Source organism: Methylocystis sp. SC2, from assembly GCF_000304315.1.
Classification (GTDB): domain Bacteria; phylum Pseudomonadota; class Alphaproteobacteria; order Rhizobiales; family Beijerinckiaceae; genus Methylocystis.
On record NC_018485.1, the window covers coordinates 1,761,626 to 1,787,846 of the forward strand.

The following is a 26,221-nucleotide window of genomic DNA, read 5'->3' on the forward strand; positions in this document are numbered from 1 at the left end:
AAAAGTTGAGGGACTTTTTCGATGAGGACCTGCTGCAACTTTTGATCTGAGCGATTCCTATGGATCACGTGGTTCCATGTGATCGGGAAGCGCTTTAGGCGATCTCCTCGATGCGCGCGTCGAGCTGCGCATAGGAGAAGGTGAAGGCGCTGTCGAGGCCAAGCGCGGCGTAAAGAAACGGCTCGGCGGTGAGAAACGGCCGCCAATATTCATTATAGGCGCGGGAGCCTTCGAGGCCCGCGCGACGAAACCGGCGCTCGCCGGGCTGATGCGGATCGATGTTGGGATTCTGGAAGCGCTTGACGAAGCCATAGGCCGAGCAAACCGTGAAGCGCACCGATGCGCCGCCGCCGTTCGGCGACTCCAGCGCCCGCAGCCGATCCAGCCATTGCACGGCGCGCAGCGATTTGCGCAGGGCGTGCAGCGCCACCGCCGGATCGCAGGCGTAGGTGAAGGCGCTCGGCCCGAGGCGCGCGAACAAGCGCTCATATTGCGAGAACACGACGACGAGCCGCTTGAGCTTTTTCTCAGGCGCCAGCGCCAGCCGGTCGATAAGGCGCGCGAGATTGCCGGACCAGCCGGAATCCTCGAGCCGCACCAGCGGCAGCACGATCACGATCGCCTCCGCCTCAAGCATCTGCCGGGCGAGCTTGGCTTTGACATCATTGAGGATGGCGACCTCGGCGCCGTCCGGCGGCACGGCGATCTCGCCCGCCGAATCGATGATCTCCAGAAGCCAGGGACCCCGTAGCACCGCCGCCGGCGGGGCTTCGCCGTTGATCGTCAGGCGGAAGCGATATTCATAGGTGTCGAGCGTGTCGGTGGCGAGGCCGCCCTCGGCGAATTCGCGCCGCAGCCGCTCATAGTCGCCCTGTTCGACCGACAGCAGGTTGGGTTTTTTCGGCTCAGCGCTCTCGGCGTAGAATTCCGCCTCGGTGATGGGCTGCAGCGCCGGGCGCAGGCGCGGCGAATAGCCAAAGGCGCTTTGCGCGACGCAGTCGACGAGCGAGGCGAGCAGCGACGACTTGCCGCCCTTCTTCGGGCCGATCAGACAAATCGAAAGTCTTTCGGTCATTCACGCCTTCAACTCGTTGGAGCCAGCCTCCAGCGCGACAATACAGACCGATGGCGCCTGGCGAAAGGTGACGCGCGCGCCCCGGCCGTGGTAAGCGCGCTCATGCTTGAAGGCCTTCCCCCGAATAACGCCAGCCACATGCTGCGCCTCGATTGCGACGAAAAACGCGCCCGCGCCGTCGCCGACCTGATCGTCGAAACCTTCGAGCCGACAGAGACCGCCGCCGCCGCCTTCGAGCTGGACGACGGCCCCCAATGGTCCGTCGAGATCTATTTCGCGACCGCGCCCGACGAAGCGCAGATCCTCGCCCTGATCGAGGCCGCCGCCGACGCCGAGACGGCGCGGGCGGCGCGCTTTTCGACCGTCGCCGAGCAGGACTGGGTGGAGAACGCGCTCGCCGGATTGGCCCCGGTCCGCGCCGGCCGCGTGCTGGTGCATGGCGCGCATGATCGCGGCCGGCGGCGCGCGAACGACATCGGCGTCGAGATCGAGGCGGCGCTCGCCTTCGGCACCGGCCATCACGGCACGACGCTCGGCTGCCTCAAGGCGCTCGAGAGAATCGCCAAGCGCCGGCGCCCGCGCCGCATTCTCGATGTCGGAACCGGCACCGGCGTTCTCGCGATCGCCGCCGCGCGGCTCTTTCACCAGCGCGTCGCCTGCGGCGATATCGATCCCGTCGCCGTGGCGACAGCCTCGGCCAACGCCCGCGCCAATGGCGCCGGCGCCGATGTTCGCCCGGTCGTCGCGACCGGGCTCCGCCACCCGTCGCTGCAAGGCCGATATGATCTGATCTTCGCCAACATTCTGGCGAAGCCTCTGCGCCTGCTCGCGCCGCAGATCGCCGGCGCCGCGGCGGCTGACGCGGCGCTGGTGCTTTCGGGACTGCTGGCGCGCGACGTGCGGGGCGTGCTCGACGCCTATCGCGCCCAGGGGTTTTTTCTCGCCGAGCGGGGCGACATCGACGGCTGGGCGACTCTGGTGTTGAAGCGCGGCGGGCGCGGTTAGCGCCCCCTCCCCAACCCTCTCCCGCGAAGCGGGGGAGGGACAGGGAGGGGGAAGCCGACGCGCGAAGCATTGCCCATGACGCGCGACGTGCATAGTTTGTGCGTATGTTCGAAGCAAAATTCCAAACATTCGTCGACGACGCCGTGCGCGGCGACAGCGCGGCGCGCCTCGAGGCGCTGCGCACTGAGCTGAAACGGCAAGGACTCGACGGCTTTCTCGTTCCGCGCGCCGACGTCCATCAAAACGAATATGTGCCCAAATGCGCGGAGCGCCTCGCCTGGCTGACAGGCTTCACCGGATCGGCCGGCTTCGCCGTCGTGCTGGAGAAGGAGGCCGCGCTCTTCGTCGACGGCCGCTATGTCATTCAGGTGCGCGGCGAGATCGACGCGAAGCTTTTCAAGCCGCTCGACATCGCGGAAACGACGCCCGCCGCCTGGCTCAGCGGACATGCGCGCGAAGGCGCGCGCATCGGCTATGACCCTTGGGTGCACACCAGCGCGCAGATCGAACGATTCGCCAAAACTCTCGCGGAAAAGCAGATCGAACTCGTTCCGCTCGACGCCAATCCGATCGACGCGCTTTGGCTTGACCGGCCGGCCGAGCCGACGGGCGCGGTGGCGATTCATCCGGCGCGTTACGCCGGCGAGAGCGCCGGCGCCAAGATCAAGAAGCTGCGCGCGGCGCTAAAGGATGCGGACGCGGCGTTGATGTCCGATCCGCATGCGATCTGCTGGGCGTTCAACATTCGCGGCGCCGATGTGGCGCATACGCCGATCGCGCTGTGCTTCGCGCTGCTGCCCAAGGACGGCGCGCCTGCGCTCTACGTCGACGATGCGAAGCTCGCGCCGAAGGTGCGCGCGGCGCTCGAAAAATATCTGACCCTGAAGGCGCCTGAAGACCTCGTCGAAGATCTCGTGCAGTCCGGCAAGCGCGGCGCGACGATTCTCTTCGATGCCGCGACGGCGCCGGCGAAGCTTGTCGAAGCCTTGCGCGCGGCGGGCGGCAAGCCGCGTCTCGCCGACGATCCGGCGACGCTGCCGAAAGCAATCAAGAATGAAAGGGAGCTCGAAGGCGCGCGCGCCGCGCATGTTCGCGACGGCGCGGCGCTGACGCGATTCCTCGCGTGGTTTTCCGACACCGCGCCAAAGGGCCGGCTCACCGAAATCTCCGCGGCGGAAGCGCTCGAAACCTTTCGCCGCGAAAACGGCGACCTGCGCGACATCTCCTTCCCGACGATCTCGGCTTTCGGCGCACATGCGGCGATCCCGCATTATCGGGTGACGGAAACGAGCAATCTCAAGATCGGTCGCGGCGTCTATCTCGTCGATTCCGGCGCGCAATATCTCGACGGCACGACCGACGTGACGCGCACCGTGGTCGTCGGTCCGGCGTCGAAACAATTGCGCGAACATTTCACCCGCGTCCTCAAGGGCCATATTGCCATCGCCCGCGCCGTCTTTCCCAAAGGCGTCTCCGGCGCGCAGCTTGACGCCTTCGCGCGGCGCGCGCTGTGGGAGGCGGGGCTCGACTTCGATCATGGGACGGGCCATGGCGTCGGCGCTTACCTCTCGGTGCATGAGGGGCCGCAGCGCATCGCGAAGCTCGGAACGACGCCCCTGCAGCCGGGCATGATCCTCTCGAACGAGCCCGGCTATTACCGCGCCGGCGAATATGGAATCAGGCTCGAAAATCTCGTCATCGTCGAGAAGCGCGAGATCAAAGGCGCCGAACGCGAGATGTATGGTTTCGAGACCATCACGCTTGCGCCTTTCGATCGCAATTGCGTCGAGCCGAAATTGCTGGCGCCGGAGGAAATCGGCTGGCTGAACGCCTATCACGCCCTTGTGCGCAAGGTCCTGTCGCCGCTGGTGGACGCGAAGACGCGTCAATGGCTGCGCGAAGCAACGGCGCCGATATCATGAATGTCGAAACGGGTGACGTTGATCTGTTGATCCTCAGAACTCCGCTCGCTCGGAGGAAAATGTGATGAGCACTGGCGCAGAATCGACTCGGAACGAACCCATCGCAGCGTTGGCCGGCGAGGCCTTCGCGAAAGCCGTCACGACGCTGGCGCGCGGACGCATGCTGACGCCCTTCGGCGTGGCGCGGTCGGACTCCGGCGTCGACCAGCCGCAACAATTCGTCGTGAGCGAGGCCGGCAGGATCGATATCGCCGAAAGCGTCGAGGCTGCGCTGCAATGGCTGGAGGACGAGGCGCCGAACGCCGACGTCTGCATGATCATCCTCGACGGCTATTTCAGCAGCGATGACGGCCGCATCGACGCGGTGGTCGGCCGGGCGCTGTCGCTGAAGCGACAGCTCATGGTCGAGATCGCGCTGCCTTACGAAAGCGTCGAAGACGACGAAGGTCTCGAGTTTTCAGACCCGCAATATCGCTTTTCCGGCGTCGCCGAAGACGGCGTGGAGATCGAAACGATCGACGTCGACGCCGACGCCTTCGACGCCGTCTTTCGCAGCGCCTTCGCGAAACACGCGCCGGCCTAGCAGTCGTCACGCAAACATCACATAAACGTCACGCAACCTCTATCCCAACGTCACGTAAACGCAGCCTCCGCGTCGCGAAACCGCAGCGTCCGTCGCGTAGCGTTGCGTCATGGCGTTCACATCGGACCAGCTGGCGAAGCTGACGCGAGACGCGTCAGCAAAGCCGCAAGCAGACATCGGCGTCGCCGCCACTTGGGGCCAACGTCTCTTCGAACTTGACCTCGCGGCGGTTCATCTCTTCTCTCGAACGGCGCGCTCCGCGATCGGCAGATTCCTCGCCGTCGCCATCAGCAAGCTAGGCAATGGCTGGATCTACCTCATCCTCGCGCCCATCGTCCTTATCGGCCTCGGCTGGCAAGGACTGCATGTCGCGGCGCTCGCCGGCGCGAACGCCGCGCTGCTGCATTTGCTCTATCCGATCATCAAGCGCCGCTTCGGCCGCAGGCGTCCGTTCCAAGTCGACGCGCGGCTGCCGTCGCTGTTGAAGACGCTCGACGATCACTCCTTTCCAAGCGGCCACGCCATGACGCTCACCGGCGTGCTCGCGCCCATCGTCATCGCCTGGCCGGCGACGACGCTATCGGCCGGCCTGCTTCTGCTGTCGATGGCCTGGTCGCGAATCGCGACGGCGCATCACTATCCGAGCGACGTCGCGGCCGGCGTGGCGCTTGGCGCCGGCCTCTCCTACCCGCTCGCGAGCGGCGTTCTCGCCTATTGGTGAGCGTGCGATTCCTTATCGATCACATGTTCCTGTGATCGGGAAGCGCCCTAAGCCGCCTGCGGCAAGTCGAGCGCAGGCGTCGTCGCGGGAATGACGCGCCCCTGCGCATCGCATAGCGCGCCGTCGAAAAGCTCCAAGCCAAGAAAGCGCGCGCGCTCGACCGGGCCCGGCATGGTCAGCCGCTCGGTGAATCGCCGCTCGAAGCCGAAGCGCCGGTAATAGGGTTCATCCCCCACAAGCAGCACGGCGCGATGGCCGAGGTCGGCCGCGCGCGCGAGCGACTCGCGAATCAGCGCGCCGCCGACGCCGAGCGAACGCGCCTGCGCCGCGACGGCGAGCGGACCCAGCAGCAGCGCCGCACGCCCGCCGGCGAGCACCGGCCACAGCCGCAGCGTGCCGATCAGCGCGCCGACGCCATCGGTCGCGACCAGCGCAAGACCCGGCGCGGGCGCCGAGCCGTCGCGCAGCCGCTGGCAGGTCTTCAAGAACCGCGCGGGACCGAAGGCGTCGTCGAGCAAGGCTTCGCGCGCCCCGACATCGGCGAGCGTTTCTTCGGCGAGCGTGAAGGGACCCGCCTCCAGGCGCGCATGGGACATGGCGGAGCGGGCGCGCCTCGCGGCGCGCGGTCCGGCGTCCAAGTCGTGGTGAGCAAGAAAGGCCATCTTTTCCTCCCTTAAGAAGGACAAGCGACCCTCGCGCCTGGCGCATAACGCGCCCGCCGAACGGGACTGACAGGAGTGTGAGGCGAATTCTTCTCCCGCTTGCGGGAGAAGGCGGCCCTCGCGTCAGCGAGGGTCGGATGAGGGCTCTCACCCGTCACGCGTTCCGCGTGACACCCTTCCCGAACTGAAGTCGGCTGTCGCCGACTTCAGCGCTGTCTGCGCAAACCGGGAACGCCCGGTTTGATCGGGAGACGGTGAGCGCCGACTCAGATCACATGCGTCTCGAGCGGCGGGAAACCGTTGAAGCCCACGGCCGAATAGGTCGTCGTATAGGCCCCGGTTCCTTCGATCAGCACTTTCGCGCCGATCTCGAGCGAGACCGGCAGCTGATAGGGCTGCTTCTCGTAGAGCACGTCGACGCTGTCGCAGCTCGGACCCGCGACGACGCAGGGACTCGTCGGCGCGCCGTCCGCCGGCGTGCGGATCGGATAGCGGATCATCTCATCGGTGGTCTCGGCGAGGCCGTTGAACTTGCCGATGTCGAGATAGACCCAGCGAATCTCGCTGTCCTCCTCCGACTTCTTCGAGATCAGCACGACTTCCGCTTCGATCAGCCCGGCGTTGCCGACCATGCCGCGGCCCGGCTCGATGATCGTCTCCGGAATGCGGTTGCCGAAATGCTTCGAGAGCGCGCGGAAGATGGCGGCGCCATATTGCTTCACCGCCGGCACGTTCTTTAGGTATTTCGTCGGAAAGCCGCCGCCGAGATTGACCATCTGCAGATTGATTCCGCGCTCCGCCAGTTCGCGGAAGATCTCCGCCGCCGACTTCAGCGCGGCGTCCCACATGCGCGGATTCGTCTGCTGCGAGCCGACATGGAACGACACGCCATAGGCGTTGAGGCCGAGGCGATGCGCATGTTCCAGCACGCCCGTCGCCATTTCGGGGACGCAGCCGAACTTGCGCGACAGAGGCCATTCGGCGCCAGAGCCGTCGCAGAGAATGCGGCAGAAGACTTTCGAGCCAGGCGCGGCGCGCGCGATCTTCTCGACTTCCGCCTCGCAGTCGACCGCGAAGAGCCGCACGCCGAGCGCAAATGCGCGCGCGACGTCACGCTCCTTCTTGATCGTATTGCCGAAGCTGATGCGGTCGGGCGTCGCGCCGGCGGCGATGACCTGCTCGATCTCGACGACCGACGCCGTGTCGAAGCACGAGCCGAGCGAGGCGAGCAGCGAGAGCACTTCCGGCGCCGGATTGGCTTTCACCGCATAGAAGACGCGCGTGTCCGGCAACGCCTTGGCGAATCCGACATAGTTTTCGCGCACGACGTCGAGATCGACGACGAGGCAAGGTCCGTTGTCGCGCCCGTTGCGTCGGCGCTCGGCGAGGAATTCGAGGATGCGGTCGGTCATTGTGGCCCCCTTGCGCGGCGAACCGCGCCCAGATCGTTGAGCGTCAACGGACATGCCGCTCCGTTCGCCCGCGCGCGATGGAGACGCGACGAACGTTGGGTTTAGCTGTCCAAGGCCGCGCGAGCGCAAGCGCTCACACGGCTGGTTGATGCGCCGTTGACTGGACCGATGCGAAATGATGCACGCCTGAGCGCGCGCGCTTCCGCGGGTACAGCCATCGATTGGAAGGGGAGAATCCCGATCCGCACGCCCGGCAAGAAAGACAAGCCTCTTCGGTACGCCGACCTTTGGAGGGTCGACAGAGACGAAAAAGCCCGGTCCGTCGTTGCTTTAAGTCGCGATCCTCCGCAGAGACGGAGTTCGCCGGTTCGCCTCCGGCTGCCGGTTTTACGCTGGCGGTTGACCGGCCTCTTGTCCGGATCCCCGCCTACCGACACACGACCACAGGCACGTGCGATTTGGGCAAGGACTTAGATACGCGCTTTTGCCGCTGAGACAAGCGGTTTTTGCGCCACGCGATTATTTTTTCGGCGGGTGATGCATGTTGGTCGCGCGCCGGCCTTGAGCCGCCAGCTTCTTGCGCGCGCGAGACGATGGGGCTAGAGAGCAGCAGTCAATTAGCGAAGGCAGGACCTTGGTTCGGACGGGGGAATGACGCGAATAACACGGCGCCAATTCGCCGGGGCGCTCTCTGCAATAGGCGCGCAATTTGCGCTCAAAGACCCGGCGCTGGCGGCCTCCGACGTTCCCAAGCCGCGGTTCGGCTTTGAGAACGTGGTGCAGCGGGCGCACGACCTCGCGCTGGCGCCCTTCGACACCACGGTTCCCCCGCGTCTGCCCGATCCCTTCGACGCTTTGGACTTCGACACATGGCGGGGGATTCGCTTCAAGCGCGAGCATGATATTTTCGCGGGCGCGGACGGCGGCTTCCGGCTGGAGACGTTCCATCTCGGCTTTCTCTACCGTCGCCCGATGACGGTGAATATGATCCGCGACGGCATCGCGACGCCGATTCCCTATTCGCCGGCGCTCTTCGACTATGGCCGCCTCAAGATCGAAAAGGCTCCCCCGGTCAACACCGGCTTCGCCGGCTTCCGCCTGCATTTTCCGCTCAACGACCCGCATATTCACGACGAGGTCATTTCCTTCCTTGGCGCGAGCTATTTCCGCTTTCTCGGCCGCGATCAGAAATATGGGCTTTCCGCGCGAGCGCTTTGCGTCGAGACCGGCTCCGAGCGCGAGAGCTTTCCGTTTTTCCGTGAATTCTGGATCGAAACGCCGGAGAGGGGCAGCAATCGCGCGACGCTCTATGCGCTGCTCGACGGCGAGGCTGCGACGGGCGCCTTCAGATTCGATCTCTTCGCTGGACAGGAGAGCGCGCTCGAAATTCAGGCGACGCTTTTCCCGCGGCGCGCGGGGATGAAGCTCGGCCTCGCGCCGCTCACCTCGATGTATCTGACCGGCGAAAACGATCGGGACGTGCGCGACGGCTTTCGCACCGAATTGCACGATTCCGACGGGCTCTCGATCCATACCGGCGCCGGCGAATGGCTCTGGCGCCCGCTCGCCAATCCTCCCCGCGCGCGGATCTCGTCCTTTCTCGACAACAATAATCGCGGCTTCGGGCTGCTGCAGCGCGACAGGACGTTCGAATCCTATCAGGATCTTGACCTCGCCTATGAACACCGCCCGAGCTATTTCGTCGAACCTGTGGGCGACTGGGGCGAGGGCCGCGTCGAACTCCTCGAACTGCCGACGCGCGACGAAACCAACGACAATATCGTCGCGAGCTGGACGCCGGCAAAGTCGCCTGAGCCCGGCGCGCCCTTCATATACGCCTATCGTATCACCGCCGGGCTCGACATGCCGCAGCTCGCCCCCAACGGCATGGTCGTCAACACCTTCGAGGCGCCGGCGCGCGCGCTTGGCTCGGCCGAGCCTTACGATCCCGACGCGCATCGGTTCATCGTCGATTTCGCCGGCGGCGATCTCGCCTATTACGTCGCCGATCCGGGCCAGGTCGAAGCGGTGGCGACGACGAGCGCCGGGCGCGTGCTGCGCGCCAGCGTCGCCGCCAATGCGCATATCGGCGGACTGCGGGCGCTCTTCGACGTTTCGGCGCAACCGGGGCAGACCGCCGATCTTCGATTGTTTCTGCGGACGCAGGGGCGCACGCTGACCGAGACCTGGACCTATCCGTGGACGGCGCCGGCGGCGTGACGCTCAGTCGTCCATGCTCTTGAGCCGGGTCAGGTCGAACGCCTCGACGTCGCGCAACAATTCAACGAAGGCCGTCGCCCAATAATCCGCCACCGCTTCGCCCTTCTCGGCGCTCGCTTTCGACGCGTCGCCCATGGCGCCCGCAGGCGAGAGGTCCTGCGCCATCCAACCGAAGCCGGCGGGGCGGTCGGCGCGCAGCCAGGCGAAATCGCGCTCGAAGTCGAGCGTCGCCGGCGGGAAGTTTTTGGCGCGCGCCATGTCGACGATGTCCGGCCGGAACGCGAGCATGAGCGACGTTTCGATTTCGCCGCCATGAATCCCGTGGCGCAGTTCCGCCGCAGAGAACAGTCCGTCCGGATAGCCGAAACGCGCCCAGGAGACGGTGACCGCCAGCGCGCCGAAACGGGCGCGCAGATCGAGCGCCGTCTGCGAGAGGAGCGCCGAATTGCCGCCATGCGAATTGAGGAGCACCAGCTTTCTCACGCCGGCGCGCAGGACGCTCTCGGCGATCTCTGCGAGGAGGCGCGACGCGGTCCCGTTTGTCAGCGTCAGCGTGCCGGGAAAGTCGCGGTGCTCGGTGGACACGCCGATGCTCTGAATCGGCAGAAAGACGGCTTCGAGATCTTCGGGCAGCCGCGCCGCGACCTGATCGATGCATCCTTCCATGATCATCGCGTCAACCCCGAGCGGCAGATGCGGCCCGTGCTGCTCCACCGCAGCGATCGGCAGAACGGCGATGACGCGCGACATGTCATGCGCGCGCATGTCGCGCAGCGAGAGTTCCGACCAGAAGGGCGACGGCAGCATAGCGCGCAGCATAAGCACGTTCCTTGCGAAGGGGAATGCTGACGGGCGCGCGGCGTATTAAAGCCCCGTCAGTTTCATGAACAGCTTTTGCGCCATCTCGGCGACAGGATATTTGAACAAGAAGAGCGGCGGCATCGGCAGCAGCGCCGCGACGAGAATGATCGCCAGCAGGCGAATGCTGACAGGCGCCAGGCGCATATTGCGCACAACGCCGACGCTATTGCCGAGATCGGCAAGCGATTGCAGGTCCGGCGTCCCCAGCAAAGGCTCTCTGTCATGAGACGCTTCGCCAAGCCATTTGCGCTCGAAGTCCTCGACGTATCGCGCGGCGAGCACCGTATAGTCGCGCAGTCCCCGTTCTCTGCATTCCATCAGCTTGAAGGCGAAGAAGCACGGCGGAACGAGAAACAGCGCGATGTCGATGATCACCATCATGGCCGTCGCCAGATAGATCGGGTCAAAAGACGCGCCCGCCGACATTTCCTCGGCGAAACCGGCGGCGACGAGCAGCGAGATGGCGAACGCCAGAGGCGCCAAATGGGTTTGGACGACTTCGAGATATCCGAGGCCCCCTGCGCCGTCGGGATGCGTCGGCGTCAGGCGAAGCTCCATGCGCGCCAAGCGCCACAGGAAGCGCCACCAGAACGCAAGCCGCCAAACCCAACGAAACGCCAGAAAGCGAAAGAGCGGCAGACAGACCATCCAGTACCACAAGCCCGCAAGCGGCATGAGCGCCAAGGCTCGGCCCGATTCGGGCGACGCGGTCTTTCCGGACAGATGAAGCTGCGCCGCGAACAGAAACATCAGCACTGTCGCGGCGAGCGAGGTCGCATCCGGGATCCAGGAATTGCTCCAGCGGGCGAGGCTTCGGACTTCAGCCTGCAAGGCGGGAAGGGACGTTCTCGACGCCACGCCGGAACGCAGAAGGGTCGAGAGAAACTCCCTCGCTTGCCGATCAAACGTGGTTTCGCAAAAAAACAGCAGCGGAATCACCGCCAGTAATCGAACGTGCCCGCCGATGACGGAGAGCGAAAAGAACTTTCCGCGATCGCCCTCCAGCGCCGCCAGGGCGACGAGGACGATCCAGGGGATCACTCCCAGCGCGATCCCCAGGGGCAGCGTGTTCGGCCCCGCACGGACGAGGCCGAGCCGCCCTCCGAGCCGGTGAAGGGGGCCGCCGAGAAGCGAGAATTCGCTGAGCGGATCGTCGGCGATGCGCGGGCTCGCGGCGGATTGGCTCATGCACCCCTTCCGATGGTTGGCGCTAGGTTCGCGCGACGTCTTGCCGCTTTTGCCGGCGACACCGACATACTACCGCAAGCGACTTCGCGCGAATGCCGCGCCGATGATGCGCCCGCCTTCCGAACGGGCGCGCATGGACCGCCTGACAAGGACAGACGCAATGGCGAATGACCTCTTCACCCGACGCGAGACGCTGCGGTTCGCCGCCGTCGCGGCGCTTATCCCCGGATGGGCGCGCGCCGAAGGCGCGACGAAGGTCGTGATGCATAAGAGCCCGACATGCGGGTGCTGCGGCGCATGGACGGGGCGCATGCGCGAGGCCGGCTTCATCGTCGAGGAGATCGTCGAAACCGACATGCAGGCGGTGAAGAAGCGCCTCGGCGTGCCGGAGCCGCTGTCCTCCTGCCACACGGCCGAGATCGACGGCTATGTCGTCGAAGGCCATGTCCCCCCGCAGGCGGTCGCGCGGCTCTTGAAGGAGCGGCCGAAAGCCGTCGGCCTCGCCGCGCCGGGCATGCCGGCCGGATCGCCCGGCATGGAGGGCGGCGCAGCGGAAGTCTACAGGCTGTATTTGTTCGATGCTTCCGGATCGCGTCCGTTCGGCGACTGGCGGGGCGACAAGCCCGCGTGATCGGGCGCGGACGGCGTGGTCTGCTGATCGAGCGAAAGTCCGAGGTAGCGGGCGGCGCCCCGGCCGGCCGCCAGTCCGGTGGCGAAGGCCGCCTGCAACAGATAGCCGCCCGTCGGCGCGTCATAGTCGAGCATCTCGCCCGCGACGAAAACGCCCGGCAGCTTCTTGAGCATCAAATTATCGTCGACTTCGTCGAAGGAGACGCCGCCGGCCGTCGAGATGGCGCGCTCGAGACCGCCGACGCCCGTGACGGTGAGCGGCGCATTCTTGATGAGCCCGGCGAGCGTTTCCGCGTCTCGCGGCAGGCCCTCCCCGCGCGTCTCGCGCAGGAGCCCGATCTCGACTTTCGAGAAGCCGGCCTTGCGCAGAAAATTGGCGTGCGACTGTTTCTGCGGACGCCGCGACAGCTTGCGCGTCAGGCATTCGAGACTGGTGTCGGGCCGCAGATCGATCGTCAGCGTCGTCGGGCCGTGCTTTTGCGTGACGTCGCGCAGCTGCGAGGAGAGCGCGTAAACCGGCCCGCCTTCGAGTCCGGCGCGCGTGACGACGACATCGCCGCGGGTCGAAGACGCGCCATGGCGCAGCAACGCCGTCTTGATCGGCTGGCCTTCGAAATCGGCGCGGAAGATCGCGCTCCATTCGATCAGCGCGCCGCAATTGGCGGCGGCGAGCGGCGTGACGCGCACGCCTTGCGCGCCAAGCCGCGCCGCCCAGGCGCCGTCGGAGCCGAGCCGCGGCCAGGAGGCGCCGCCGAGCGCCAGCACCAGGGCGTCGACCTTGCGGGTGAATTCTCCTTCCGGGCCGATCAGCCGCGGCGCCCCGGATTCGGCGAAGCCCGCGAAGTCGTGGCGGGTCGCGATCGTGACGCCGAGCCGCGACAGCCGCATCAGCCAGGCGCGCAAGAGCGGCGAAGCCTTGAAGCTTGCCGGAAAGACGCGCCCGCTCGAGCCGACGAAGGTCGTCTCGCCAAGCTCGGCGCAGAAGTCGCGCAGCGCCTGCGGCGGCCAGGCGCGGATGAACGGCGCGATTCTCGCGGCCGCCGCGCCGTAGCGGGAGATGAAGCGCTCCAGCCCTTCGCTATGAGTGATGTTGAGCCCGCCCCGCCCCGCCATCAGAAATTTGCGCGCGGGGCTCGCTTTGTGCTCATAGATGACGACGCGCGCGCCGGCGCGCGCGAGCGCGTCGGCGGCGAAAAGGCCGGCGGGGCCCGCGCCGACGACGGCGCAGAACGGAGCCTCGGCGTCGCTAATGGAAGAGCCTCCCTTGGGCGGCGTTTTTCGATGCGCATAATGGCGAAGGTTCGCGCCTCCGCTCGCGCCACGCCCGCGTTTCGGTGGCTCTCATATCATGCGCGCGTCGGCGCGCGGAAAAAAAGCTGAAATGACAGTCAAGGCTCTGCCTCAAATTGACGCATCCGCCGAGCGCTTCGAATTTCTCGTTGCGCCGCAGCACGCCGGCGCCCGGCTCGACCGCTTTCTCGCCGAACAGCCGGAGATCGTCGCCGCGCATCTGTCGCGCAGCCGCATCAAGGGGCTGATCGAGGACAGCCGCGCGACCCTTGGCGGCGAGACGGCGCGCGATCCGGCGAAGAAGCTCGGCGCCGGAGATCACGTGACGCTCGACGTGCCGCCGGCGGCGCCGGCCGAACCGCAGGGCGAAGATATCGCGCTCGACGTCGTCTATGAGGATTCGCATCTCCTCGTCATCGACAAGCCGGCCGGCCTCGTCGTGCATCCGGCGAGCGCGCATGAGAGCGGCACGCTGGTCAATGCGCTGATCGCGCATTGCGGCGACAGCCTTTCCGGCGTCGGCGGGGTGAAGAAGCCCGGCATTGTGCATCGCATCGACAAGAATACGAGCGGCCTTTTGGTCGTCGCCAAGACCGACGCCGCGCATCATGGCCTCTCCCGCCTCTTCGCCGACCACGGCCGCAAACTGTCGCTGACGCGCGAATATCTCGCCTTCGTCTGGGGCGTTCCCGACCGCGCGCATGGATCGGTCGACGCGCCGCTCGGCCGCCATTCGACGCAGCGCGAAAAAATGGCGGTGGCGCCGGCGGCGCGCGGGCGCGAGGCGATCACGCATTGGGAGAAGGTCGAAGACTATGGGGTCGCGTCGCTGCTGCGCTGCCAGCTGGAGACCGGCCGCACGCATCAGATCCGGGTGCATATGGCGCATGTCGGCCATCCGCTGATCGGCGACCAAACCTATGGCGCCGGCTTTAAAACCAAGGTCGCGAAACTCGCGCCCGCCGCGCGCGAGATCGTCGAGCGTTTGGACCGCCAGGCGCTGCACGCCGCGACGCTGGGGTTCGAGCATCCGGTGACGAAAGAGGAGATGCTGTTCGAAAGCGAACTGCCGGCGGACCTGGCGCGGTTGAGGGAGGCGTTGAGCGCCGAATGAGGCGCCCGTAACGAGCCCTGTTTGAATGGCGCTCCCCAAGCCCTCATGCTGAGGAGGCTGCGCAGCAGCCGTCTCGAAGCACGAGGGCGACGCATGAGGAGGACGCAACCTCGTCCTTCGAGACGCGCCTTACAGGCGCTCCTCAAAATGAGGTTGCTTCGTGAGCGCTATGCCCTATGCCTCAATCAATTGAGGAGGTCCGCCGGAGTTTCATCCGTTACGAGACGTCGCTTTCGTAAACGTCGAAACGATCGCGCAACCAGACAAGGCTTGCTCGCCTGCGCCGCCGAGATTACCCTTCCGCGTGTTGCCGATATTTTTGGAGTTGCGTCATGCGCGCACGCGCTGTTCGAATGCTGCTTTGCTCGTCGTTGTCGCTCGTCGCCTCAGGCGCGAGGGCGGATACGCCTGCATCGGGAACTTTTCTAGCCCGCCAGTCCTGTCCCGCGCTTCAATCGATCAGAACCGGCGCGAATCCGGGCAATGTCAGCGTCGAGCCGAATGGGCATTATTCCATTTTCGCCAAGAACAAGCCGAATGCGACGCATTATCTCATCGATGTCCCTGACGCTCAGCCGGGGCGCCGGTGGGTCGCGGTCGGATGCGGCGAGGCGACGCTCGCCGAGGGCGGCGGCCAGCCGGGGAGCGGCGGCGACGACGCCTCAGGCGGGCAAGAGCCTGACGGCGGCCCGGCGGCGCAAAAGCCGGATTACATCCTCGCCGTGAGCTGGCAGCCGGCCTTTTGCGAAGGCAAGCCCGACAAGACGGAATGCGAAACGCAAAGACCCGACCGGTTCGACGCGACGCATTTCACGCTGCATGGGCTCTGGCCTAAAAAACAATATTGCAACGTCGATCGCCACATCGTCGCCGCCGACAAGGACAACCGCTGGAACGGCCTGCCCGAGCCCGAACTCTCCGACGCGACAAGGCATGCGCTGTCGGAAGTCATGCCGGGAACGATGTCGCTGCTCGAACGGCATGAGTGGATCAAACATGGCACGTGCTTTCCGGGAAGCGCGGCGGAAATCTATTTTTCCCGCACGCTCGCGCTGATGTCGCAGCTCAACGCCTCCAAGGTTCAGGGGCTTTTCGCGGCGCATGTCGGCGACGAGATCACGCGCGACCAACTCAAGGCGGCGTTCAACGAGACCTTCGGCGAAGGCGCCGCGGATCGCGTGCGCGTCAGCTGCAAGAGAGACGGCGGGCGTAATCTCATCGTCGAGATAACCGTGGGATTGAGCGGCGACATCAAGCCCGACAGCAAACTCGCCGATCTCATCGCCGCCGCGCCGGCGACCGACCCCGGCTGCCCGCGCGGGGTCGTGGATGCGGTGGGGCTGCAGTAGAGAGCATCGTTGGCTTGAGATAACTCGACAAGCCTATTCCTAGTCAGTGAGCTTAGATTTGAAACACGTCGAATACATTTAACAGCAGCATTTCAATGTGGGCGGCCGCCCCATTTGCACTCACCTTAAACGAATTCGGATGACCACAAGCATTTCGCAGCTTCAGCGCTTTCTGAAGTTCATCCTTCCGGTTTTTTCCAATTCCAGAAATCCCATGCAGACGCTCAAGGAAGTCATATTCCTTCATCTTTCCTAAATCATCCGAGTTTTTCGCCGCCTTCCATCTCGTGTCGACGCGTGTCGCTTCAGCATTGAACGCCGCAAGATGATGCCGGACTACATGAATATGAAGTACGGAAATCGCGGCGAGCCACGACATAATTATCGATGCTTTGTATAGCCCTGCCTCATGGCACATTATTGCTTCTTCAACGTAATTCCTAACCTCATCGTTTGCTATTTTGGCCAAATATGTGCGGAGATCACTCGCGACCTGAACTGCCGCGGCGGGAAGGTTCGACACACCCAATTCCCTTAAACGGCTTTTCCCCGAATCCGTGATCTCCCATCCCTCCGGCACGCGGATTGCGCAGCCATTGCTCCTGCTCAAGATGAGCGAAATGTTCCATTTATCGGATAGACGGAGCCCCGCACCAAGCGCAGATTCTTTAATATCGGAAATTGAGCAAGGGTCCTCGAACGAGGCTAATATGAGGAGTATCTTATCGCGCCGCGAAAGCTCCTTCTTATGGAGCCAAGCCTTCAGGTTAGCTTTGTCCAGCAACAAGTCTTTCCAACTCCGCGTGCTTTGTTTCCGTTAGCGAATACGCATCAGCACTAATTTGATTGATTGCGCCTTGCGAAACCATTGTCTGCAAAGTATTTGAAAGATTGCTGCTCATTGTAGCCTTATAATGCATTGTTGCAGTTTTCATATCCGTCAAAAGCTCCTGCCGCGAAAAACTCTCCTTTCCCTCTATCAACTGAAGATGAGCGGCCGCAGCAAGGACAACCTTCTGAGCGCCTTTCGCATCAAGACGCGAAGCAATGGTCGAAGTGTGCAGCGGCCTAATGCCACCGTTTGCTGTTCGGCCACCCTCCGGCGGATTGGGACGCTCGACAATCTTTCCCGTCGCAGAGAAAGACTCTAGGTGTGCGAACAGATCTTTGATCTCATCTTTCGAAAACTTTGTTTCACCTTCGTACTCAAATTCGACATCGCCTACTTTGATTCGGATTTTTGAAGTCATAGCTCTTGGTCCCCGCAAATTCGAGGCGCGATTCGTGAGCTATCTTACGACAACAATCGATGTCCAAGAATTTTTTTAAGCAGCCCGAGTAAAGAAGCCACCATTGTTTTTTGGCGCCGTGGAAACGAATTGTACTCTCGGTGAACAGCGCCCCTCACTCCACCAGCGCGGCCTTGCCCTTCGCCTTCATGCGGTCGTTCGGATGGAGAATCGCCTGGCGCGGACGGATCGATTTTCAACGTTCCCTCGAAGAGTTTGTCATCGGCGACGCCGACCGAGGGCGTGTAGCCTTTAAGAGAGACGCCGGCGAAACGCAATTGTCGAGATAATTATTGGTCTGAATGGCAACATCAACCCCGACAGCAAATTCCCTGACCTTATCTCTACTGCGCCGTCGGCGGATTTCAGTTGCCCGTGCGAAATCGTCGATCCGGTGGGCAACTAGAGAGTCTTAGCGATCCTAAAGCCTATTCCCATACAGCGTGTGGAAGGTAGATCGCGGTATCTGTCAGCCGAGCGTATTGCCCATGGCGGGTCCGACCAGGCTCCCCCCCGCAAACCTTTCATCCGACATTGGCGCTGTTCTGAGGATGTATCGCTATCCACGCAGTTATCAACCCACTGATTCACGTTTCCCAACATATCGAATAATCCGAACGCGTTTGGACGAAAAGCACCGACCGGAGACGTGTGAGCGTAGCCATCGGAGCACTTGAGATTTGCAGAATGATCCTTCCCATATACTCGGGAGTAACTAAAATCTGCACCATTGGCATATTGACACTGGATCGAGTGATCTGTGTCATCCCCCCAATACCGTCGATCTTTCGAGCCCCCACGGGCAGCATACTCCCACTCGTCCTCGCTTAGGAGACGATAGCCTCCACCAGTTTGCCTATTTAGCCAGTGGACATATTTCTCTGCATCAAACCAATTAACACAAACGACAGGGTGACGATCCGTTTGCTCAAAGCTTGTCTTCTTCCAACTCCATTTCCTTTGAACTTTCCACCGAGTTCCATCGTAATGCACGCATCCACCGCTTGGTTCAAAGCCCGAAGCCCGCACGAACTGACGGAACTCACCCAAAGTGATTGGGTACCTGCTAACTGCGAAGTCGTGCTTTATTACAACTGTATGTTGGGGCTGAGCGAACTCCATCCAATCCAGCGGAACGCCCTCTTGCTTCAGTTCCAGTGCTCCTGCTCCAACGAGCACGGAACCCGAAGGCACGATCTGCATAAGGGGACAAACCGGGCAGTCTCGAAAAGCTCGCCCTTCGGTTGCTATCGCTGGAGCTGTTGGATAGTTCAGGAAAGCGCTCGCAACTGTAATTCCAACAGCTAACCGCTTCGCGAGAAAATTGAACCGCAAAAAACTTCGAAGTGCCAAGCTGCAAGCGCCTTCGTTGAAAAGAATAAGCGTAGAACGGCAGCGCTCTACGCTTATCAATTATTACCTGTTACAGCCTGAACAGTCAGAGCAGTTGTTAGTGCAACATGCGGGGCAGCGACCGCTCGCACAGGCTTCATTCGAGCCAAAAATACCTATGCCTGTGTAGGAAATTGCCGCGGCCGCTATGCCAACGGCTCCAAACAAAACCAAAAATTTCCTTTTCATGGCTTCAAACTCCCTTTTGCGAAACAGCTTTATTCGGCCACACGTTATCGTAATGGTCAAGGACGAACCATGGCGCAGCGCACAATACTAAAATTAGAAAAGCCTTTTGTTTTCGCTCCTCACTCCACCAGCGCGGCCTTGCCCTTCGCCTTCTTGCGGTCGTTCGGGTCGAGAAACACCTTGCGCAAGCGGATCGACTTCGGCGTCACTTCCACGCGCTCGTCGTCCTCGATATAGGCCAGCGCCTTTTCCAGCGTCATCTGGATCGGCGGCGTCAGGCGCACCGCTTCGTCCTTCGACTGGGTGCGGATGTTGGTGAGCTGCTTGCCCTTCAGGACATTGATCTCGAGATCATTGTCGCGCGTGTGTTCGCCGACGATCATGCCCTTATAGACCTTCCAGCCGGGCTCGATCATCATCGGGCCGCGATCCTCCAGCTTCCACATCGCATAGGCGACGGCCTCGCCGGAATCATTGCTGATCAGCACGCCGTTGCGACGGCCCTGAATCTCGCCCTTATAGGGCGCATATTCATGGAACAGCCGGTTCATGATCGCCGTGCCGCGCGTGTCGGTGAGAAGTTCGCCCTGATAGCCGATGAGGCCGCGGGTCGGCGCATGGAAGACGAGGCGCAGGCGATTGCCGCCCGACGGGCGCATCTCGATCATCTCGGCCTTGCGCTCGTTCATCTTCTGCACGACGACGCCGGAATGCTCCTCGTCGACGTCGATGACGACCTCTTCGATCGGCTCGAGAATGTCGCCGTTCTCGTCCTTCTTATAGACGACCTTCGGACGCGAGACGCCGAGTTCGAAGCCCTCGCGGCGCATGGTCTCGATGAGAATGCCGAGCTGCAATTCGCCGCGGCCCGAGACGATGAAGGCGTCGCCCATCGGCGCGTCCTCGACGCGCAGCGCGACATTGCCTTCGGCCTCCTTGAAGAGACGCGCGCGGATCATGCGGCTCGTGACCTTGTCGCCTTCCGTGCCGGCGAGCGGGCTGTCATTGACGAGGAAGGTCATGGACAGCGTCGGCGGATCGATCGGCTGCGCCTGCAAGGGCTCGTTGACGTCGAGCGCGCAGAGCGTGTCGGCGACGTTGAATTTCTCGAGGCCGGCGATCGCGACGATGTCGCCGGCTTCCGCCTCTTCGATCGGCTGGCGCTCAATGCCGCGAAAGGCGAGAATTTTCGACACGCGCCCCTGCTCGACGATCTTGCCGGTGCGGTCGAGCACTTTGACCGCCTGATTGGGCTTCACGCTGCCGGCGAAGACGCGGCCGGTGATGATGCGGCCAAGATAGGGATTGGCCTCGAGCAGCGTGCCGAGCATGCGGAAGCCGCCGTCCTCGACGGTGGGCGCCGGCACATGCTTGACGACGAGATCGAAGAGCGGCGCCATGCCCTCCTGCGGGCCGGTCGGCTCCTCGGCCATCCAGCCCTGCTTGGCGGAGCCGTAGATGATCGGGAAGTCGAGCTGCTCGTCGCTGGCGTCCAGCGCGGCGAAGAGGTCGAAGACCTCGTTGACGACTTCCGAGACGCGGGCGTCGGGCTTGTCGACCTTATTGACGCAGACGATAGGCTTCAGGCCGATCTTGAGCGCCTTGCCGACGACGAATTTGGTCTGCGGCATCGGGCCTTCGGCGGCGTCGACGAGCACGATGGCGCCATCGACCATCGACAGGATGCGCTCCACCTCGCCGCCGAAATCGGCGTGGCCGGGCGTGTCGACGATGTTGATGCGCACGTCCTTCCAAGTGATCGACGTGGCCTTCGCCATGATGGTGATGCCGCGCTCTTTTTCGAGATCGTTCGAATCCATCACGCGCTCGGCGACGCGCTGGTTCTCGCGGAACGCGCCCGACTGCTGGAGCAGGCGGTCGACGAGCGTGGTCTTGCCATGGTCGACGTGGGCGATGATGGCGATGTTGCGCAGCTGCATGTTCAAAGGCCGGCCAGGTGAAACAGCCGCCTCTGCGGCCGCCCGAGAGCGGCCGGGAACACTGGAGACGGTGGCTGTTGTTGCGATGCAGCGTCTCTTACCTCAAGGCGGGGGAATTTGGAAGCGGAACCGGGAAGGGCGGTCCTCCCAAGGCCGGACCCTGCCCGAGCGGGCTACTGCGCCGGACACTGCTCCCGGCAGCGCCGCCAGGCGGGGATGCATTGCGAGCCCAGGCCGCCATCGGCGAGACAGGCGTCGCGCTCGGCGTTGCATTCCCGCAGGCACTGCTCGCGCGGCGTCGGCGGAGGCGGCGGGGGCGGCGGGGGCTGCTGCGCGGTGAAGGTGGTGAGCGGCCCGAGCTCCTGCTCGATCATGCTCATCGGGCTGAAAACGAAGGAGCTGCCGTCGTCGGGTCCGCCCCAGAGGATGCCGTGCAGGCTCGCCTGGCTGGCCGTCGGCAGGATGGAGAAGACGGGCGAGCCGCTGTCGCCATTGTCCGTCAGCTTGTTCGTCCCGCTCACCCGGGCGACGCTGCTCTGGCAGAGGAGCCTGACGTCCGTGTCGGCGACATTGACGTCGATGCAGGTCGCGCGCACGTCGCCGAAGGCCCAGCCGGTCGTGCGGCCGACCTTGTTGAGCCTCATCCCGACCATCGAGTCCGGCGTCTCGCTCATGATCCGGAAGACGCCCGGAAAGCTGTTGATCGTCAGCGAGCCGACATTGTTGGTCGTTCGCGCGATTTCGAAACGCCCGCGGTCGATTCGGTAGTCGGCGTAGGCGCTGTCGCTGAAGCGGCACTTCCTGCCCGACGGACATTGGCCGCCGGTGAAATATGGGGGATCCGCGTCCTCGTCGCCGATCTTATTGCCCGACAGCAGCGGATCGTTTGGCTGATGGAAATCATCGTCATTGCTGACGCCGCGATTTTTGGTGCAGTGAGAATTGGTGATGAAACCGTCGCGGCCGTTGCGCACGACGTTGAATCCCAGCGTGCAGAGCTTGTAGGCGAAAACGCCGGTGTCAATTTCGATCTGGACGCCGCCGGGGACCGGCCGGCTTTTGTCGCGCAACGAGGCGTGGAAACGGATCGGCGGCGTTTCTTCGATGATCAGCGCTTCAAACGGAACGCCGAGCGATTTCGCCAGCGCCTCGAATCTTTGGCGCGACGGATCGCCGACGACGCCGATGGTCACGCGATTGCGGCGTTCGTCGAGATCGACGAAGACAATCTCCTGGCCGTCGAGCGCCGCGCCGAAGCTTTTCTTCCATTTGGCGAGTTCGAGGACGTCGTAGTCGCCCTTGATGATGTTCGGTTCTTGAGCGCGGCCTTTGGCGGCGGCGTTTTGCGTCAGGAACTCCGCGCCGAGCACGCCGGCGATGGCCGACGTGACCTGCGACCGCGCGGCTTTCATCGCGTCCGCGCTGCGCAGTTCAGCGGCGTTTTTCATATAGACCTGCAGCGCGCCCTTCTCGTCGAAATACATGCCGCCGAAGCCGGGCGCCTGCTCGCCGATTTTCACGAGCTTGTCGTCGAAGGTGGTGACAGCGGCGGAAGGCGCGGCGGGCGCTTGGCTCTGCTGCGCCATGGCGGCGGTCGCAAGCGTCAGGGCGATCGCCACGACGGACGTCAGTAATAATTTAGGGCCCATCGCGCCCTCCATGAAATCATCGCGGCCTGCGAGCGCGCATCGCCCGCCTTCGCCGCCAAATGGCGCCAAATATGGACGTCGTCGCCAGCGTAGGACGTGCGCGCCGGCTTCGCGTCGTTTATTCGAATGAGAAATTAGAGCGGCGTGCCGCGCTCGACCACTGGCGTCCAGAGCACCTGCTCGATGCGCGCCGCGCCCGTCGCGAGCATGACCAGCCTGTCGAAGCCGAGCGCGACGCCGCAGGCTGGCGGCATCTCGGCCAGAGCGGCGAGAAAATCCTCATCAATCGGATAGGTCTCGCCGTAGATTCGGCGCTTCTCCTGCATCTGCGCCTCGAAGCGCCGGCGTTGCTCCGCCGCGTCGGTCAGTTCGGCGAAGCCATTGGCGAGTTCGACGCCGCAGACATAGAGTTCGAAACGGTCGGCGAAACGCGGATCATCGGCGTTGGCGCGGGCGAGCGCAGCCTCGCTCAACGGATAATCGGTCAAAATGGTCGGCCGCTCGCGACCGAGCATAGGCTCGATCTTTTCCGACATGATCTTGCTGAAGAGATCCGACCAGCCATCGTCGTCGGCGACCCTTATGCCGTCGCGCGCGGCGGCGCGCGCGAGCCCGTCGCGGTCATCGAGCAGCGACGCCAGATCGATGCTGGCGTGGGTCGCAAAGGCGTCGCAGACGCTGATGATCTGCGGCTCCTCGAATGGATCGCAAACGCGATCCCGCCAGGCGAAATCCGTCGCGCCCGCCACCCGCGCCGCGCTCGCCAGCAGTCCGGCGCAGTCCTCCATCAGCCGCAGGGTCGGCGCGTCGGCGCGGTACCACTCCAGCATGGTGAATTCCGGATGGTGCAGGGCGGAGCGCTCGCGATTGCGGAAGACGCGCGCAAGGGTGAAAATCCGCTCCTCGCCCGCCGCTAGCAGCTTCTTGCAGGAAAACTCCGGCGAGGTGTGGAGATAGAGCCGGCTCCGCGCGCCATCCGAGCCGATCAGCTCCGTCGCGAAGGTCGAAAGATGCGTTTCATTGCCGCCGGATAGCTGAAGCGCCGCCGTTTCGACCTCGGCGAAGCCTTCCGCGGCGAAGAAGCGTCGGGTGGCGGCGGCGATCGCCGCCCGCGACTTGAGAAAGGGCTTGCGGTCGGCATAAACATGCCGAGCCCACCAAGGCGACGCGCGCGTCATGAGGTCTCCCCGAGGCGGGGCCCGGATTGCCGGCGCGCCCGAAATATGGTCTGACCGCCGTTCATAAACCAGGCCGGCAATAAGGGATACGGACGTGAAAGTCATCGCCAGTTCGATTCGAAAAGGCAATATCATCGAGAGGGAGGATGGGCAGCTTTACGTCGTCCTGACCGCCGAAAGTTTTTTCCCCGGCAAGGGCACGCCGACGACGCAGATCGACATGCGCCGCCTCTCGGACGGCGTCAAAACGACGGACCGCTACAAGACGACCGAACAGGTCGAGCGCGCCTTCGTCGAGGATCAGGATTTCAGCTATCTCTACAATGACGGCGACGGCTATCACTTCATGAATCAGGCGAGCTATGAGCAGATCATCGTGCCCGCCGATGTGATCGGCGATCAGGCGCAGTGGCTGCAGGAAGGCATGGTCTGCATCCTGTCGATGTTCAACGGCGTGGCCGTTGGCATTCAGTTGCCGCCGCGCGTGACGCTGGAGATCGTCGAGACAGAGCCGGCGATGAAGGGCCAGACCGCATCCTCGTCTTATAAGCCGGCGAAGCTCGCAAATGGCGCGCGCGTCATGGTCCCGCCGCATATTCAGCCGGGCACGCGCGTCGTGATCCAGACCGAGGACGGCGCCTATGTCGAGCGCGCCAAGGACTGAGCGGCGATAACCCTCTCCCGCTTGCGGGAGAGGGCGGTCGCCGGAGGCGACCGGGTGAGGCCCTCATCCGTCGTCACTTCGTGACGATGCCTTCTCCCGCCGGCGGGAGAAGGAGAAACGCCCCTACTCCAAAAATTCGCGCAGCTTCTTTTCCACGCCGGCTTTATCCTTCAGCTCACATTCCCAGATCGTGAGCGCGCGCCAGCCCTGCGCCGCGAGCGTCGTCTGATGCGCCGCGTCGCGGGCGACATTCCTGGCGATCTTGGCGCGCCAATAGTCGGCGTTGGCTTTAGGGCTGCGCGCGCCGCGCGGGCACTCATGCCCGTGCCAGAAGCAGCCATGAACGAAGATCGCGCGCTTGCGGCCGACGTAGGCGATGTCGGGATTGCCGGGAACGTCCTTGCGATGCAGCCGATAGCCTGGCGAGAACCGCCGCAACATCGCCCGCACGGCGATTTCGGGAGCGGTGTCGCGCCCCTTCACCGCGCGCATGATGGCGGAGCGGCGTTCGCGCGTTTCTTTGACGATCACGTGCCATGCCCCCTCCCCAGCCCTCCCCCGCGGCGCTTCGCTTGCGGGAGAGGGAGCAAAGACCGCCCGTCATAAAGGTTGGAGTTCGCGCGGAAGCGCTGATCGCGACGATTCCCTCTCCCGCGCAGCGGGGGAGGGTTAGGGAGGGGGCTCACGCCGCCTCCTGCACGACGCCTGTATTCAGCAACGGCTCCAACAGGCTCGCCGCGATATGCCGCACGACCGGAACGACGACGCCGTCGCCGGTCAGATGATAGGCGTCGCTATAGGTCGCGGGGAGCGAATAATTTTCAGGCAGCCCCATCAGCCGCGCGGTCTCGCGCGCGGACATCAGTCGCGAACGGACCCTGCCCTTATTGACCACCAGCACATATTGCCGACTGGAGCCGCCGGCCGGCGTGCGCAGGCAACCGGCGATCTCGTCAAAGCGCGCCTCGGCGCGCTGGATTTTGACGCCATTCTGATAGCGCGTGCGGCGATAGAGCGTTCCGACCATTTTGCGCCCGGCGCGTTTCGCCTCGGCGATTTTCGCCAGATTGACGTCGCTCATCATGGCGATGAGCGCAATTGTCTCTTCGACGCTGCGCCACTCCACATCAGTCGGAGCGTCTTCGATCACGTCGATCAGCGCTGTATTGCGCAGCGGCGGCGCGGGCAAATTCCACCAGTGCCATTTATCTTGTAGCGCGTTCGGCAGGCGTTCATGCGCCGCGACAAGTGCGCGCGTGTGGAACGGCGCGTTTGCATTCTTCCTCGTCAACGCAGAAGGAGCCGCGACATCCTCGCGCGCGGCGATGATGAACAGCCGCGGGCGCGATTGCGGCACGAACAGCGCCGCGTCGATGACCAGCGCGCCAAATCTGTAGCCCTCTTTCGCCAGCGCCTCGCAGATTTTCACAAAATCCTTGCCGCCATGCGAGGTGAGCGCGCCGCAGACATTTTCGAGCACGATGAGCGACGGCGCACGACTCTCCTGGCGCAGCGCCTTCATCAAATCCCAGAACGGCCAGAACGTCCCGGACCTTTCGCCCTTCAGTCCCGCGCCGGCGCCGGCGAGCGACAGATCCTGACAGGGGAAGGACGCCCAGACGAGATCGGCGCGGCCCGGCAGTTGCGCCGTGGAGATTTCGCGCACGTCGCCGACATGCAGCTCCTCGCCGCCCCAATTGGCGCGGTAGCTTTCGGCTTTCTTGCGGTCGAAATCATTGGCGAAGAGACAGCGCCAGCCCTCGCCGAGCCCGGCGCGGGCCATGCCGCCGCCGGCGAAGAATTCGTAATAGGCGGGCCGATCGTCCATGCGCGATTCGCTCCGAGCGCAGCGTACCCGCTTGGCGCCGCCGCCGCGACTGAAAAGAAG

The 26,221-nt window shown here is 63.9% G+C and carries 23 protein-coding genes; 9 read left to right on the top strand and 14 right to left on the bottom strand.

Annotation, left to right across the window (positions count from 1 at the left end; translation table 11 throughout):
- Positions 1–94 precede the first annotated feature (94 nt).
- Complete coding sequence (locus BN69_RS08570; protein ID WP_014891192.1) at positions 95–1,075, bottom strand: hypothetical protein; 981 nt, start codon at positions 1,073–1,075, stop codon at positions 95–97.
- A 102-nt stretch (positions 1,076–1,177) separates the two neighbouring features.
- On the opposite strand from BN69_RS08570, the gene BN69_RS08575 reads away from it, so the two are divergent.
- The 4 genes from BN69_RS08575 to BN69_RS08590 all read left to right on the top strand — a co-directional run bounded on the left by BN69_RS08575 (position 1,178) and on the right by BN69_RS08590 (position 5,306).
- On the top strand, positions 1,178–2,080 hold the full coding sequence (locus tag BN69_RS08575; protein WP_014891193.1) for a 50S ribosomal protein L11 methyltransferase: 903 nt from the start codon (positions 1,178–1,180) through the stop codon (positions 2,078–2,080).
- A 104-nt stretch (positions 2,081–2,184) separates the two neighbouring features.
- Complete coding sequence (locus BN69_RS08580) at positions 2,185–4,002, top strand: aminopeptidase P family protein (protein WP_014891194.1); 1,818 nt, start codon at positions 2,185–2,187, stop codon at positions 4,000–4,002.
- Positions 4,003–4,066: 64 nt separating this feature from the next.
- On the top strand, positions 4,067–4,585 hold the full coding sequence (locus tag BN69_RS08585; protein WP_014891195.1) for a hypothetical protein: 519 nt from the start codon (positions 4,067–4,069) through the stop codon (positions 4,583–4,585).
- A 109-nt stretch (positions 4,586–4,694) separates the two neighbouring features.
- The gene (locus BN69_RS08590; RefSeq protein WP_014891196.1) at positions 4,695–5,306 is read left to right on the top strand and encodes a phosphatase PAP2 family protein; all 612 of its coding nucleotides are present in this window, start codon (positions 4,695–4,697) and stop codon (positions 5,304–5,306) included.
- 47 nt (positions 5,307–5,353) lie between these two features.
- On the opposite strand, the gene BN69_RS08595 is transcribed toward BN69_RS08590, so the two are convergent.
- On the bottom strand, positions 5,354–5,968 hold the full coding sequence (locus BN69_RS08595) for a GNAT family N-acetyltransferase (protein ID WP_014891197.1): 615 nt from the start codon (positions 5,966–5,968) through the stop codon (positions 5,354–5,356).
- Positions 5,969–6,234: 266 nt separating this feature from the next.
- The gene (locus BN69_RS08600) at positions 6,235–7,380 is read right to left on the bottom strand and encodes a type III PLP-dependent enzyme (RefSeq protein WP_014891198.1); all 1,146 of its coding nucleotides are present in this window, start codon (positions 7,378–7,380) and stop codon (positions 6,235–6,237) included.
- Between the two features lie 651 nt (positions 7,381–8,031).
- Here BN69_RS08600 and BN69_RS08605 point away from each other — a divergent pair.
- Entirely contained in the window at positions 8,032–9,600 is a 1,569-nt protein-coding gene (locus BN69_RS08605) for an OpgD/OpgG family glucan biosynthesis protein (RefSeq protein ID WP_014891199.1), read from the top strand.
- A 3-nt stretch (positions 9,601–9,603) separates the two neighbouring features.
- Here BN69_RS08605 and BN69_RS08610 read toward each other — a convergent pair whose 3' ends face one another.
- On the bottom strand, positions 9,604–10,419 hold the full coding sequence (locus BN69_RS08610; protein WP_014891200.1) for a creatininase family protein: 816 nt from the start codon (positions 10,417–10,419) through the stop codon (positions 9,604–9,606).
- A gap of 45 nt (positions 10,420–10,464) precedes the next feature.
- On the bottom strand, positions 10,465–11,649 hold the full coding sequence (locus BN69_RS08615; protein WP_014891201.1) for a hypothetical protein: 1,185 nt from the start codon (positions 11,647–11,649) through the stop codon (positions 10,465–10,467).
- 160 nt (positions 11,650–11,809) lie between these two features.
- On the opposite strand from BN69_RS08615, the gene BN69_RS08620 reads away from it, so the two are divergent.
- The gene (locus BN69_RS08620; RefSeq protein ID WP_041927253.1) at positions 11,810–12,280 is read left to right on the top strand and encodes a DUF411 domain-containing protein; all 471 of its coding nucleotides are present in this window, start codon (positions 11,810–11,812) and stop codon (positions 12,278–12,280) included.
- Here BN69_RS08620 and BN69_RS08625 read toward each other — a convergent pair.
- Positions 12,208–13,530, bottom strand: coding sequence for a TIGR03862 family flavoprotein (locus tag BN69_RS08625; RefSeq protein WP_051013255.1), 1,323 nt, complete (start codon positions 13,528–13,530; stop codon positions 12,208–12,210). The two genes, BN69_RS08620 and BN69_RS08625, sit on opposite strands and share 73 nt — an antisense overlap.
- Before the next feature lie 130 nt (positions 13,531–13,660).
- Between BN69_RS08625 and BN69_RS08630 the strand changes: the two genes are divergently transcribed.
- Entirely contained in the window at positions 13,661–14,683 is a 1,023-nt protein-coding gene (locus tag BN69_RS08630; protein WP_014891203.1) for an RluA family pseudouridine synthase, read from the top strand.
- Between the two features lie 332 nt (positions 14,684–15,015).
- The gene (locus BN69_RS08635) at positions 15,016–16,032 is read left to right on the top strand and encodes a ribonuclease T2 family protein (protein ID WP_014891204.1); all 1,017 of its coding nucleotides are present in this window, start codon (positions 15,016–15,018) and stop codon (positions 16,030–16,032) included.
- Positions 16,033–16,084: 52 nt separating this feature from the next.
- Here BN69_RS08635 and BN69_RS08640 read toward each other — a convergent pair whose 3' ends face one another.
- The 6 genes from BN69_RS08640 to epmA form a co-directional block, all read right to left on the bottom strand.
- A complete protein-coding gene (locus tag BN69_RS08640) occupies positions 16,085–16,819 on the bottom strand; it encodes a hypothetical protein (RefSeq protein ID WP_244435068.1) in 735 nt (244 codons plus the stop codon).
- Positions 16,800–17,282, bottom strand: a complete 483-nt coding sequence (locus BN69_RS19145) for a hypothetical protein (RefSeq protein WP_014891206.1) — start codon at positions 17,280–17,282, stop codon at positions 16,800–16,802. The genes BN69_RS08640 and BN69_RS19145 overlap by 20 nt, the downstream gene beginning before the upstream one ends.
- Positions 17,283–17,723: 441 nt before the next feature.
- On the bottom strand, positions 17,724–18,524 hold the full coding sequence (locus BN69_RS20040; protein WP_014891208.1) for a formylglycine-generating enzyme family protein: 801 nt from the start codon (positions 18,522–18,524) through the stop codon (positions 17,724–17,726).
- Between the two features lie 497 nt (positions 18,525–19,021).
- Complete coding sequence (typA, locus tag BN69_RS08645) at positions 19,022–20,842, bottom strand: translational GTPase TypA (protein WP_041926884.1); 1,821 nt, start codon at positions 20,840–20,842, stop codon at positions 19,022–19,024.
- A gap of 173 nt (positions 20,843–21,015) precedes the next feature.
- Positions 21,016–22,491 carry a chymotrypsin family serine protease gene (locus BN69_RS08650; RefSeq protein ID WP_148277073.1) on the bottom strand — a complete coding sequence of 492 codons (1,476 nt, stop codon included), beginning with the start codon at positions 22,489–22,491 and terminating at the stop codon, positions 21,016–21,018.
- Between the two features lie 134 nt (positions 22,492–22,625).
- Positions 22,626–23,669: an EF-P lysine aminoacylase EpmA gene (gene epmA, locus BN69_RS08655; protein WP_014891211.1), complete on the bottom strand. Its 1,044-nt coding sequence runs from the start codon at positions 23,667–23,669 to the stop codon at positions 22,626–22,628.
- A 94-nt stretch (positions 23,670–23,763) separates the two neighbouring features.
- On the opposite strand from epmA, the gene efp reads away from it, so the two are divergent.
- On the top strand, positions 23,764–24,333 hold the full coding sequence (gene efp, locus BN69_RS08660; RefSeq protein WP_014891212.1) for an elongation factor P: 570 nt from the start codon (positions 23,764–23,766) through the stop codon (positions 24,331–24,333).
- Between the two features lie 123 nt (positions 24,334–24,456).
- On the opposite strand, the gene BN69_RS08665 is transcribed toward efp, so the two are convergent.
- A complete protein-coding gene (locus BN69_RS08665) occupies positions 24,457–24,864 on the bottom strand; it encodes a very short patch repair endonuclease (protein ID WP_014891213.1) in 408 nt (135 codons plus the stop codon).
- 151 nt (positions 24,865–25,015) lie between these two features.
- Complete coding sequence (locus BN69_RS08670) at positions 25,016–26,161, bottom strand: DNA cytosine methyltransferase (RefSeq protein ID WP_014891214.1); 1,146 nt, start codon at positions 26,159–26,161, stop codon at positions 25,016–25,018.
- Between the last annotated feature and the right edge of the window lie 60 nt (positions 26,162–26,221).